The organism is Croceitalea sp. P059 (assembly GCF_031846365.1).
GTDB lineage: Bacteria > Bacteroidota > Bacteroidia > Flavobacteriales > Flavobacteriaceae > Croceitalea > Croceitalea vernalis.
Map to the genome: position 1 here is coordinate 361173 of NZ_JAVRHW010000001.1, position 12294 is coordinate 373466.

The 12294-nt window shown below is 35.3% G+C and carries 12 protein-coding genes; 5 read left to right on the top strand and 7 right to left on the bottom strand.

The genetic code is table 11. The features are described 5' to 3' along the window. Nucleotides 1–73 precede the first annotated feature (73 nt). From RM542_RS01530 to RM542_RS01540, 3 genes are all read left to right on the top strand, one after another. A complete protein-coding gene (locus tag RM542_RS01530; RefSeq protein WP_311383943.1) occupies nucleotides 74–787 on the top strand; it encodes a membrane or secreted protein in 714 nt (237 codons plus the stop codon). Nucleotides 788–808: 21 nt separating this feature from the next. Then, complete coding sequence (locus tag RM542_RS01535; RefSeq protein ID WP_311383944.1) at nucleotides 809–1399, top strand: DinB family protein; 591 nt, start codon at nucleotides 809–811, stop codon at nucleotides 1397–1399. Between the two features lie 85 nt (nucleotides 1400–1484). Next, nucleotides 1485–1736, top strand: coding sequence for a hypothetical protein (locus RM542_RS01540; protein ID WP_311383945.1), 252 nt, complete (start codon nucleotides 1485–1487; stop codon nucleotides 1734–1736). A gap of 15 nt (nucleotides 1737–1751) precedes the next feature. On the opposite strand, the gene RM542_RS01545 is transcribed toward RM542_RS01540, so the two are convergent. The 5 genes from RM542_RS01545 to RM542_RS01565 all read right to left on the bottom strand — a co-directional run bounded on the left by RM542_RS01545 (nucleotide 1752) and on the right by RM542_RS01565 (nucleotide 7427). Then, nucleotides 1752–3377 carry a SulP family inorganic anion transporter gene (locus RM542_RS01545; RefSeq protein ID WP_311383946.1) on the bottom strand — a complete coding sequence of 542 codons (1626 nt, stop codon included), beginning with the start codon at nucleotides 3375–3377 and terminating at the stop codon, nucleotides 1752–1754. A 112-nt stretch (nucleotides 3378–3489) separates the two neighbouring features. Beyond that, nucleotides 3490–3909: a Dabb family protein gene (locus tag RM542_RS01550; RefSeq protein WP_311383947.1), complete on the bottom strand. Its 420-nt coding sequence runs from the start codon at nucleotides 3907–3909 to the stop codon at nucleotides 3490–3492. A gap of 46 nt (nucleotides 3910–3955) precedes the next feature. Continuing rightward, complete coding sequence (locus RM542_RS01555) at nucleotides 3956–4750, bottom strand: SDR family oxidoreductase (RefSeq protein WP_311383948.1); 795 nt, start codon at nucleotides 4748–4750, stop codon at nucleotides 3956–3958. Nucleotide 4751: 1 nt separating this feature from the next. Further along, nucleotides 4752–6425: a sodium:solute symporter gene (locus tag RM542_RS01560; protein WP_311383949.1), complete on the bottom strand. Its 1674-nt coding sequence runs from the start codon at nucleotides 6423–6425 to the stop codon at nucleotides 4752–4754. A gap of 30 nt (nucleotides 6426–6455) precedes the next feature. After that, complete coding sequence (locus tag RM542_RS01565; protein WP_311383950.1) at nucleotides 6456–7427, bottom strand: phytanoyl-CoA dioxygenase family protein; 972 nt, start codon at nucleotides 7425–7427, stop codon at nucleotides 6456–6458. A gap of 164 nt (nucleotides 7428–7591) precedes the next feature. Here RM542_RS01565 and RM542_RS01570 point away from each other — a divergent pair, with 164 nt between their 5' ends. Beyond that, nucleotides 7592–8455, top strand: coding sequence for an AraC family transcriptional regulator (locus RM542_RS01570; protein WP_311383951.1), 864 nt, complete (start codon nucleotides 7592–7594; stop codon nucleotides 8453–8455). A 74-nt stretch (nucleotides 8456–8529) separates the two neighbouring features. On the opposite strand, the gene RM542_RS01575 is transcribed toward RM542_RS01570, so the two are convergent. Beyond that, complete coding sequence (locus RM542_RS01575; protein ID WP_311383952.1) at nucleotides 8530–9456, bottom strand: nicotinic acid mononucleotide adenyltransferase; 927 nt, start codon at nucleotides 9454–9456, stop codon at nucleotides 8530–8532. A gap of 136 nt (nucleotides 9457–9592) precedes the next feature. On the opposite strand from RM542_RS01575, the gene RM542_RS01580 reads away from it, so the two are divergent. Further along, nucleotides 9593–10582 (top strand): NAD(P)H-dependent glycerol-3-phosphate dehydrogenase, encoded by a 990-nt coding sequence (locus RM542_RS01580; protein ID WP_409220515.1) that lies wholly within the window; start codon nucleotides 9593–9595, stop codon nucleotides 10580–10582. Here the strand turns inward: RM542_RS01580 and RM542_RS01585 are convergent. Then, a complete protein-coding gene (locus tag RM542_RS01585) occupies nucleotides 10579–12243 on the bottom strand; it encodes a glycerol-3-phosphate dehydrogenase/oxidase (protein WP_311383953.1) in 1665 nt (554 codons plus the stop codon). The two genes, RM542_RS01580 and RM542_RS01585, sit on opposite strands and share 4 nt — an antisense overlap. Between the last annotated feature and the right edge of the window lie 51 nt (nucleotides 12244–12294).

A 12294-nucleotide genomic window follows, 5' to 3' on the forward strand; every position in this document is an offset into this window, starting at 1 on the left:
AAATTCTTCAAAAATGCTGTTGTCCATAACTATTGGGTAACAGCATTTTTTGTAGTACTAAAATTCTAAACTGATGGTTAAAAAAGCACTATTTGTATCTTTTTGTTTACTGGCTTCAGCCTTTTTAAACGCCCAATCTTTAATTGGGGCTTGGGAAGCAACTGGTGATTTCGGAGGCAAGAATATACGCAGCGTTGTCATTTTCTCAAGCAATCACCAAGTCGGCACTTTTTATGATGCCGAATCTGGTGCATTTGTTGGTACTAATGGGGGAACATGGTCTTTAGAAGGCACTACCTTATCTGAAACGGTAGAATTTGACACTGAAAACCCCGAAAGGGTTGGAAGTACAAGTTCTTTTGAAATTGAACTTTCAACTGATGAGTTAAAAATTAAAGATGCTCCAATGGTTTGGAAACGCGTTGATAATGGTTCACCCGGCGCACTTGCTGGTGCATGGCTAATGTCCGGGCGTAAACGAGATGGTGAAATCCAATCAAGAGATACCAGCAGGCCAAGAAAAACAATGAAAATACTTTCTGGAACACGTTTTCAATGGATTGCCTACAATACTGAAACCAAACAATTTATGGGAACCGGTGGAGGTAATTACACAACCATAGATGGTAAATACACTGAAAATATAGAGTTCTTTTCAAGAGATGACTCGCGTGTTGGAGCAAGTCTTGAATTTAATTTTGAACTAAAAGAAGGCGATTGGCACCACTCTGGTTTTAGTAGCAAAGGAGCACCACTATATGAGATTTGGAGTTTGCGAAAAGAATAAACCAAACGGTAAGAATACAAAATGATTAGACTAATTATAGTACCCCTACTCTTTGTAATATCAACACTTCAATCACAAACAATGGATGTTCCCTATCACCAAATTCCTGATTATCCTAAAGACTATACCACAGGCAATGTTGTTGCTAGAATGATTGATGGTTTAGGATATCGCTTTTATTGGGCTACAGAAGGTTTAACAACATCTGATTTGACTTATAAGCCTTCAGAAAATGGTCGTACAATGCTAGAAACGTTGCAGCATATCTATGGCATGTCTGAAATGATTTTAGAATCGCCAAAAGGTGAACCAAGTATTCGCCCAAAAGATTTTTCAAATTATTCTTTTGAAGAATTACGTACGAAAACCTTACATAATCTTCATGCAGCAAGTAACCTAGTTAAAGGTAAAACTGCAGATGAGGTTTCAAGTTTTAAAGTGACTTTCCAACGTGGAGAAAAGCAAACGGACTTCCCCTATTGGAATATGCTAAACGGAATGCTTTCAGATTGTATTTACCATACGGGGCAGCTTGTACTAATGAGAAGAGCCAACGGTAACCCACAAAACCCAAATGTGAATGTTTTTATGGGTAAAACCCGCGAAAACTAGCGATTATCGGTTAAAACTGTAACAAAGCTTTCATTTTTACTACCCATAAATAAAGGAGAAGAATATGGGGTACGCGGGTCAACCAATGAAAGTTGTTAAAGCAAATAGAGCTTTACTCAAGAAAAAAAGAAATTTTAGAGATATCCGAAAAGACTATATCGGTCATGCAGGTGAAACTCAGCTTCAATTCAAAGAACTTACTGAATTTGAAAAAAAGAAGATTAGAGACAAGATTATTGCTCAAGCAAAAAGAGATAAGTTAATTGAGTTAAAAGCATCCATTATCTCGGTATTGATACTAGCAATTCTAGTCTTTATAATCTACCGTATGTTTTAATGGCTACACCAAATTTTAAAGACCCCAGACCTTAAACGGATTGGTCTCATCTTGGGTCTTTTTTCTAACCTTATCAGTTACAACCTTGTACGTTGGATCTTCAAGAACATTCACTTCTATAATATCTTGAGCGTTGGTAAGTAAACGAATACAATCTTTACTTAAGTGTCTTATATGAACATTTTTACCTGCCTTAGAATAGCGTTCTGTTAGCTTGTTTAAAGCTTCAATACCCGACATATCGGCAACACGACTTTCTTGAAAATCGATTATGACCTCTTCAGGATCATTTTGAACATCAAACTTTTCGGCAAACAAAGTAGTAGATCCAAAGAAAAGCGGCCCATAAATTTCATAATGTTTGATGCCATCATCATCAACATACTTTCTTGCCCGAATACGTTTGGCATTTTCCCATGAATATGCCAATGCAGAAATAATAACTCCTAACAAAACTGCTACAGCAAGGTTATGCGTAATTGCAGTAATTAAAGTGACTAATATCATTACAATAACATCAGAATTTGGCATTTTTCTGAAGGTTTTAAAACTAGCCCATTCAAATGTGCCAATAGCAACCATGAACATTAAACCTACCAAGGCAGCCATAGGAAGTTGCTCAATTAAACTACTACCAAACATTATAAAAACTAATAACATTACAGCAGCTGTAATCCCTGATAGTCTAGCTCTAGCCCCAGAAGAAGTATTTATCAAACTTTGGCCAATCATAGCACAACCACCCATACCCGATAAAAATCCTGATAAAATATTTGCAGTTCCCTGAGCCACACATTCTTTATTACTACGACCCCTAGTTTCGGTAATTTCATCAATGATATTCAAGGTCAGAAGGCTTTCTATTAAACCTACCCCGGCCACAATACCTGCATAAGGAATTATAATCATAAAAGTTTGCCATGTAAATGGTATTTGAGGAATGGATAATGGTGGAAAACCACCTTTAATACTTTCACCCTCGCGCATGGTATCAGCAACTGTTAGGGTATCAATACCAAAACCAATTACAATGGCTGAAACCACCACAATTGCTAATAATGATGAAGGTATCGCTTTAGTTAATTTAGGAAAACCCCAAATAATCAACATTGTCAACAAAGTCAAGCCTAGCATTATATACAATGAAGAACCCGATAATAACTCTTCAGTACCCTTTTGATAAAAGTTAGGAAACTGTGCCATAAAAATGATTATGGCCAAGCCATTTACAAAACCAAACATTACGGGGTGAGGTACTAAACGAATAAATTTTCCAAGGCGTAACAGCCCTGCTAAAATTTGTAAGACCCCAGCGATAATAACTGTAGCAAAAACATAATTCAAAATGGTAGTCGGCTCAATGCCAGGAAAAGTATTTTTTAATTCTAAAATTAATCCAACAAAAATCACAGCCACAGCACCAGTAGCTCCAGAAATCATGCCCGGACGACCCCCCAAAATTGAGGTTACTAAAGCCAAAATAAAGGCAGCGTAAAGACCCGTTAATGGTGAAAAACCTGGAATTAATGCAAAAGCAATTGCCTCAGGTACTAAAGCTAATGCAACCGTTAATCCTGATAAAATTTCAGTTTTATAATCTACCTTTTGCTTAAAGTCAAAGAGATTCAGGTATTTGCGCATATCAGTCTATTTGAAGCCGGCAAAATTAACCCATTATTTTAAAGTATAACTTTAAAGTGAATTATTTTACTAATACTAACAACTAATTACTGATTTCGGACTTTTTCAGCTGTTAATTTGCCCAATAATCAACTACAAATACTTTCTCTACGTGAGTCCCTAAACTGGCAACAAACTCTTGATGCTTAGGATGAGGAGTGTAAATACTATCTCTGTCTTCTTCCGATTTAAAAGTCAATAAATAACAATGGGTAAAGCCCTGGTGAAAATCTTCTGGGCTATCGTTAAGACCCCATTCAAAATCTTGAATAACCGAAATATGATTTGGGAGCTCTGCAAAGCTTTTGTTTAATTTTTCAACTTGCTCAGTACTTGTGCTATCATTAAACTTAAAAATCACCACATGTCTTAATAATTTATCCTCTTTCATTTCTTCTGATTTTACTTCTTTTTCAACGGCAACTTTCTCTTTTGTATCCATACATGAAATAAGTAATATGACACTCAACACTGCTCCTAATAATTTTTTCATTCCTCTATTTTTATATTTAATAATCATTTATATATGCGATGGGATTTTAAATTAACCCTCCAGTACTGCCGCCCTCAATTTTAATAGCCGCTCCATTCGTTGCAGAAGCCAAAGGACTACAATAATATACGGTGGTTGATGCAACCTCATCTACACTTGCAAAACGTTGTAAAAGTGATGACGTTCTAACATCTTTAAAAAAATCTGCTTCTATAGCTGCTTTGGTTTTCCCCGATTTGACAGCTTCATCCTCTAAAAACTGCTCCGCTCCTTCTGATAATGTAGAGCCAGGAATAATGGAGTTGATAGTAACACCACTAGACTTAGTTAATTGAGCTAAACCTTTTGCAACGCTCAACATAGCAGTTTTTGTCATACTATATGCCAACATATCTGGTGGCACTAATTCTGCACATTCGCTCGAAACAAATAAAATTCGTCCCCAATTTTGTTTTAGCATATTTGGCAAGAAATATCTTGATAAACGAACACCACTCATGACATTAATTTCATACTGTTCTTGCCAATCACTATCATCCATTTCAAAAAAAGACGCAGATTTATAAATGCCCACGTTATTTACTAATATGTCTAAATCCGGTAAGTTTTCACAAAGCGATTTTACTTCTTCTATATTTGAGAAATCAGCTGCAAAGCCAGAAATATCAGCATTACTATTTATCTTTCTTAGTTTGTTTAAAGCTACTTCAACTGATTGTTCTGATCGCCCGTTGATAATAACTTTAGCTCCTTCATTTAAAAGACCTTTTGCTATTGCAAAACCTATTCCTGCAGTTGAGCCTGAAATGAATGCTGTTTTGTTCTTGAGTTTTAAATCCATATTAACTTGCTAAACCTAGTGGGCTAAATAAAGCCCATAAAACCAATACAAAAACTATAAGCAATACCGTTAAGGTTGCATCTTTAGACCACTTCATCTGGCTATTACTAGATCGCTGAAAAGTAACTAATGCTAACTCTTCAGCTGGTAAAGGCTTTCCAAATCTGCTTACTATTGCCAGTATAACAGCACATAATAGAAAGAGAAACAAGGCAAAGTGAAGAAAATTAATTTCTAAAAAATAAAACAATAAGGACCCATCATTTACAGTAAGTGATCCTTCATTAGCCATGAACTCAGTAACTAAACGCATAATTCCAATAATAAAACCTGACCATAGTGCAACTATGGCGCCTTTAGCATTTATCCATTTATAAAAAAGCCCAAATAAAAATACAGCTGCAATTGGTGGTGAAATATAGGCTTGAACACTTTGGAGATAATGGAAAATACCACCACCCATTAAGCTTCGCATAAAAGGAATCCAACCTAAACTCACAATAACTAAGATAATGGTGGCAATCTGGCCAAATCGCACAAGGCTTTTATCTGTAGCTTTTGGTCTATATTGTTTATAAAAATCAATCGTTAATAAGGTTGAGCTTGAATTAAATGCTGACGATAATGAACTCATTAAAGCCGCTAACAATCCAGCTATGGCGAGTCCTTTTAATCCTATTGGTAGAAAACTATTAATCATTGCTGGCAAAGCTTGATCCGCATTGTCAAGAATAAAATTAATTTCGCCCTTCTGCAATAAAGCATACGCTATGACCCCCGGAATAAAAAAGATGAATACCGGCAACAATTTTAGATACCCTGCAAAGAGTGCACCTTTACGTGCATTTGAAACATCTTTTGCAGACAGTGTTCTTTGAACGATATATTGGTCTGTACACCAATACCAAACGCCTAAAATTGGAGCTCCAAAGAGCATTCCTGTCCAAGGATATTCAGTATCTGACATTGGCCTCCAGAGATTAAAGAAACGTTCAGCAGGCGGATTACCTGGAGTTTGAGCTGCAACCTCAAGTGTATTCATTAAACCGTCCCAACCGCCTAGTTGATAAATTCCAAATACAGTAACAGCGACGGTCCCTACTAATAAAATTACTGCTTGCACCATATCGGTGTAAATAACTGCTTTTAGACCCCCAAGGACCGTATAAAAACCTGTAGCTATAACTGTAATTATTGCCCCAGTCCAAAATGGTACTCCAATGGTCTCAAAAACTAAAGCTCCAGCGAATATTATAAGTGATATTTTTGTAATAACATAAGCCAAAATAGAAACCACCGAAAGGTAATTTCGACAGGCCTTTGAGTATCTTTTCTCTAAAAATTCTGGCATGGTATACACCCCTGTTCTTAAATAGAAAGGAACGAAAACCCATCCCAACAGAATTAAAACTAATGAGGCTATTATTTCAAAATTGGCCATCGGCATATTAGCTCTAGCTCCTGCACCAGAAACCCCTAAAATGATCTCTGAGCCAATGTTAGAAGCGAATAAGGATGCCCCCACAACCAACCAACCTTGGTTTTTTCCTGCAAGAAAATAATCTGCAGCACTTCCTTCTTTATTTCCTTTTGAAGCCCATTGGGCTATCCATAAAATTATTGCAAAATAAAATAGGATAATACCTATATCCCAAAGGCTCATTGTGGTTGTCATAAAAGTCTTTTTTGGTTAAGAATTGGTAAACTACCAATTTTTCAAACCTAATAATTTTTCACCTAGATCAGTCAGTTTTGCTGTGTCATATTTATCACGTTCCCAATTTCTTGGGTCGCCTGGGAAAGCGTAACCTTCAGGGGCTACCCTGTTTTTCCAAGAAGTAACTCTCCAATCTCTGAGATGTTGATTATCTTCTTCAGCAGGCATCATAGAAATATACTGTGCTATACGCACTTTATCTCCAGATTTATTTGGTCGAATACCGTGTGGTTCTGTACTATTAAATATCAATAAATCACCAGCGTTCATTTTTACTTTTACAATCTTATCTTCTAAACCATCTAAACTGGGTTGGAACCGATCTCTATCTTCAGGTTGTGTGAGTTTCCAAGTATCATAATTTCTATATAACCATGGTATGCATTGAAAACCACCCATATGTTCATCCGTTTGGTCAGCTAAAGCCAAAACTCCTTGAACGTTTTGAGGTCTAGTTTCAGGGTCATAGTCCCAATGTATAAATCCCTTTTTATTTTCTCCCGGGCGTTGTGGAAAATTTAAGTTCGCTCGATCAATAGTAACCCATAATTTTTCAGTTCCCCAAACATCAACAAAAGCATCATAAACTCTTTGCATTTGTCTATTATTCCACAAATGTTGGTTATTATAAACTTCCACCATTCCTGTTCCGGTTAATTCTTTCATTTGCATTTCTGCTCTAGGTGGGGCATACCAAGTATTAGAATCATTAGGGTCTTTCTCATCAAACTCCCACAAAAAATCTGCAGTAGCTTGTGCCTGTTCCTTAGGGACGGCGTTTTTTATAACGATATATCCGTTATGTTTCCAGAACTCCCAATCTTCTTCAGATAAGACTCTTAATGGTTGTTTATTAGACCTATCATTCAATTTTATTTTACTACTCGTAGCCGTTGACGGATTACCAGGGATTTCTTCATGTGCCTTATTGGCCATTTCTAATTTTACGTCATTCTTCATAGTCGTGAATTTTAATTTATTGAGTCAAAAGTAGCCTAGCCTACATATCATATCAACTCTAATATTGATATAAATTTGAATTATATTGATATTTTAATTTGATATTGCATGTTTTAATGTAAATTCTGTGTAATTTATCTCAATAAAAGACTAATAACATTCTAATGAAAATTCAATTAGAAACCATTTCTCCCAATACAAAAAGTCCCTTTAGACTTTTACATGATCCTAAATTGAATCATCTATTTTATTGGCATTTTCATCCTGAATTAGAATTAGTCTATATTGAAGGAGCTAGCGCCAAAAGGCATGTTGGAAATCATATTTCTGAGTATCAAGGAAGCGATTTAGTGCTTATTGGTGCTAACATTCCGCATTTAAATTTTGACCATGGCGTAACTACAGATTATAGAAAAGAAGTTTTACATTTTAAAACAAGTTTTAGAAATAACATATTAGATAGTTTACCTGAATTACAACAAATTGATAGGCTTTTGGATTTATCTAAATATGGAATCGCCTTTTCTGGAAAAACTAAAGAAGAAGCTGGTGAACTTATGAAACGATTGCACTTACTGGAACCCTTTGACTATTTTATGTGCATTATGCAACTTTTAAGGCTATTGGCAAAAAGTAATGAATTTGAACTCTTACATAAAACACCCTTTATAAACAAGTATAGTAGTAAAGAGCAAAAACGAATTAGAAAGATTTATGCTTTTATTGATGAGCGATATCAAACAAAAATTTCAGTAGATGAAGTGGCTGCTCTGTGCAATTTGACAAAACCTGCTTTCTGTAGATATTATAAAAAAGCCACCGGCAATACTTTTATTGAATTTTTAAATCAATATAGAATCAGTCAGGCAAAGCGATTATTATTAAAAGGTAAAAATGTTAGTGAAGCTTGTTATGATTGCGGTTTTGAAAGCCTATCCTATTTCAATCGCAGTTTCAAAAAGGTAACTGGACAGAATCCTTCAGAATTTAAAAATACATATAGCTCAAAAAAGAACCGCCCTGAGTAAAATACTACAGGGCGATTCCTAACTAAATAACCAACCAAAAAACTTTTATAATAGTCGTAGACTATTTGTATTCCTTACATTTTACGCTGACGCGTGACGTTCATTTTTTTGTTAGAGCTTTTCACTCTCTTTTTATCAACCTTACCGTTAGCCTCTTTAGTTTTTAAATACTGCACAAAGCCTCGACCTCCAAACTCATAAATTGTTTCACTAGCAACGTGATACAGTTCTATAGTTCCATCATCAATAACGTATAGTTCAAAGTAATCATTGCCCATAAAGTCATAATCGAGTGTTAAAGTTTTGAGCGTTTCATCGTTTGTGTCAAATACTTCGTACTTACCTTCATAGTCCCATTGTAGGTTTGATAAAGGGGTGCCTGTTCTATCAATAGAAGACCTAAAAACCCCTCCATTATCAGAGAAAAATTGCAAATAGTTTTCATCATCAAACTCATTTATTGCACCAACTTCACTGGTAAAGGTTTTCTCCCAAGCATCGTATTCTTGAATGAAGTATGTAATGTTTTCATAGAAAACACGATCATAATCAAAATTGCTTCGTCTATAACCATTTAAAAAGTACGAGGTTCTAGATCTAGAATCACGCAATTCAATAGTATTATTGTTTACCGCATAAACCTCTAAGGCCCATAAGCCGTCTATGTCGTGGTCTATTTCAACAACTCCGCTCAAAGTAGCATAAGAACCAACATCAATACCTAAGCCCCCTCCAGTTTTTCCAATTCCAACAATGTTATTATTCGCCAATAACACTCCATTATCAAATGATACTGTAAAAGCTCTTTGTAAAAATGGCACCTCACCATTACCCTCTGTAGCATTTATGTCTACATACCATAAATCATAAGATTGTAACACTTGATCAGTATTAAATGCAGACTCTACAATAAAGTCGTCTTCAATAAATACCTCGGTATAGCATGAAGTTGCTAATAAGGTTATTCCAAATAATCCGAATAGTAATTTTTTTGATTTCATATCTCGTGGTTTTATGGTTCATCTAACTTAAATCAATCAGCGTGCCAAATATTATAACACGTTGATAATCATGTATTAACATCTAATATTTGATTTTATCTACCTTTAACCTTGAAAAAATTAAATTCAAGCGCTTTTGAAATTTGCTGTTTTAGGTGGTGGAAGTTGGGCCACGGCTATTGTTAAAATGTTGACTGAGAATTTAGACACCGTTCATTGGTACATGCGGAATGAAACAGCCATTACACATATAATGACTGAGGGTAACAATCCTAATTACTTAAGTTCTGTTGATTTAAAGACCGCATCTCTTTTTCTTACAAGTGATATTAATGAAGCAATAACCGCTGCGGATTTTTTAATTTTTGCCATACCCTCAGCTTTTCTAGATCAAGAACTACAAAATTTGAACACAAGCTTTGAAAACAAGGTGATTTTTTCGGCAATTAAAGGAATTGTGCCTGAAACCGGACTAATTGTTGGAGAACATTTTCATGATACCTATCAAGTACCTTTTGAAAATATTGGCGTCATAACAGGACCGTGTCACGCTGAGGAAGTAGCCTTAGAACGTTTATCTTATTTAACAATCGCATGTGCTGACGAAACTAAAGCAAAATTATTGGCAGAACATTTAAATAGTCATTACATAAAAACTAAAATTTCCGATGATATTATCGGAACGGAATATGCAGCTATGCTTAAGAATATCTATGCAATTGCTGCGGGTATTGCTCATGGCCTTGGCTATGGCGATAATTTTCAAAGTGTTTTAATGAGTAATGCTATTCGCGAAATGAAACGCTTTATTGCTCGTGTTCATAAAATGAAACGTAATATAAATAATTCTGCCTATTTAGGTGATTTGTTGGTGACTGGTTATTCCACTTTTAGCCGGAACCGAATGTTTGGGAATATGATTGGAAAGGGATATACCGTAAAAAGTGCCCAAATGGAAATGAATATGGTTGCTGAAGGCTATTATGCCACTAAAAGCGCCCATTTGTTAAATCAAAAGCATGAGAAAAAGTCTAAAACCCCTATCATAGACGCTGTCTATCAAGTTCTTTACGAAAACAAAAACGCGAAAAAAACTTTTAAAAAATTGACAGAAAAATTGGACTAAGCTCTATCTAAAGAAAAATTAGAATGTCTATCCAATTCGTTTTCTAATTGTACTTTAAAATTCAACATCTTTTCATCAGAATATTCAAAAACCTTTTTAATATCATCAAAAACCGGATTCATATAGGTTCTAATACTTTCAATGTCAAAATATAGTCTGCCTGTTCTTCTTATAAAAAAATCTATTGGATTAGATATCATTTCATATTCTATACCAAATTTTAACTCTGCCCTTAACAGACGTAATTGGTTATCATTATTTCTAAAGCCTTTATAATTATCCAAAATTATTTCAGTCTGCTTACCATAATTGGTAACTAGAAACCAGGCATCATGTTCGGTCAATCCATCCGCTTTTATACGTTCGAAGATTTCTTGAATATATTTTTTAACGTGTTTAAATTTTTTAAAATCGTTACCACACAAAGGAATTTTATCTGTAGTACATGGTTTTAATTTTATTCCTTCTTCTTCGACTTGCTTTGCAATTCTATCGACAGCACGCTCAGCCATTTTACGATAACCGGTAAGTTTACCGCCCGCTATGCTAATCAACCCAGAATCTGAAGTGAAAATCTCGTCCTTACGTGAAAGCTCTGAAGCAGATTTTCCCTCTTCATGAATTAATGGTCGAAGACCTGCCCATGAAGAAATAATATCTTCCATTTCTAAATTAATACTTGGAAACATATTATTTACAGCTGAAATTAAGTAAATGGCATCAGCCAAATCTGTTTCTACTTTATCTTTATCTAAATTAAAATTAGTGTCAGTAGTACCCACATAAGTGATTTTACCTCTAGGGATTGCAAACATCATTCTCCCATCAGGAATATCAAAATACACCGATTGCTTTACAGGAAGTTTTTCATACGGAAATACCAAATGCACACCCTTAGTTAAGTGCAAGCGTTTCCCTTTTTTTGAATTATTGGTACTACGTAACTCATCCACCCAAGGCCCTGCCGCGCTAATGACATATTTAGATTTTATCTCGAAAGGTTTACCTGTAATAATATCCAAGACTTTAACACCTGCTACCTTATTATCTTCATAAATAAAATCAGTAACCTCAGCATAATTCAATGCTTTAGCACCATGCTGTAGACTGGTTTTAATGTTTTCAGTTGTTAAACGTGCATCATCAGTTCTATATTCTGCATAATACCCAGCGCCATTCAATATTTTCTTCGGTAATAATGGCTCCAATTTAAGAGCTTCTTTTTTACCCAACATTTGACGTTGATCTTCTCCTTCGACCTGAGCGAGTATATCATATACCTTTAACCCAATTGAGGTAAGCCATTTACCATAAGAACCGCCTTCTATGAGTGGTAACAACATTTTCTCTGGTAATACGAGATGCGGCGCAAGTTTGTGGACTATTGCCCTTTCAGAACCAACTTCTTTTACCAACCAAAAATCAAACTGTTTTAAATATCGCAGTCCTCCGTGTATTAATTTTGTAGACTTGCTACTTGTACCTGAAGCGAAATCTCCTTTTTCAATAAGGGCAACTTTAAGTCCGCGTGACGCCGCGTCAAGTGCAATTCCGCCACCCGTTATTCCACCGCCAATTACTACAAGATCGTATGTGTCTTTTAAAAGGACCTGAACTGTTTCATTACGCTCAAGATTAGAAAACCGAGTTGGTGATTTCATAAGTAGCAATTTTTTGAGAACGTAAAATTACAAAATCATAGAGCTACAAAA

Excerpts from the sequence above, each read along its gene's own strand:
- RM542_RS01565 (WP_311383950.1), bottom strand. The coding sequence starts at position 7,427 with ATGAAGAATGACGTAAAATTAGAAATGGCCAATAAGGCACATGAAGAA.
- RM542_RS01555 (WP_311383948.1), bottom strand. The coding sequence starts at position 4,750 with ATGGATTTAAAACTCAAGAACAAAACAGCATTCATTTCAGGCTCAACT.
- RM542_RS01545 (WP_311383946.1), bottom strand. The coding sequence starts at position 3,377 with ATGCGCAAATACCTGAATCTCTTTGACTTTAAGCAAAAGGTAGATTAT.
- RM542_RS01535 (WP_311383944.1), top strand. The coding sequence starts at position 809 with ATGATTAGACTAATTATAGTACCCCTACTCTTTGTAATATCAACACTT.
- RM542_RS01585 (WP_311383953.1), bottom strand. The coding sequence starts at position 12,243 with ATGAAATCACCAACTCGGTTTTCTAATCTTGAGCGTAATGAAACAGTT.
- RM542_RS01560 (WP_311383949.1), bottom strand. The coding sequence starts at position 6,425 with ATGACAACCACAATGAGCCTTTGGGATATAGGTATTATCCTATTTTAT.
- RM542_RS01530 (WP_311383943.1), top strand. The coding sequence starts at position 74 with ATGGTTAAAAAAGCACTATTTGTATCTTTTTGTTTACTGGCTTCAGCC.
- RM542_RS01570 (WP_311383951.1), top strand. The coding sequence starts at position 7,592 with ATGAAAATTCAATTAGAAACCATTTCTCCCAATACAAAAAGTCCCTTT.
- RM542_RS01540 (WP_311383945.1), top strand. The coding sequence starts at position 1,485 with ATGAAAGTTGTTAAAGCAAATAGAGCTTTACTCAAGAAAAAAAGAAAT.
- RM542_RS01550 (WP_311383947.1), bottom strand. The coding sequence starts at position 3,909 with ATGAAAAAATTATTAGGAGCAGTGTTGAGTGTCATATTACTTATTTCA.
- RM542_RS01575 (WP_311383952.1), bottom strand. The coding sequence starts at position 9,456 with ATGAAATCAAAAAAATTACTATTCGGATTATTTGGAATAACCTTATTA.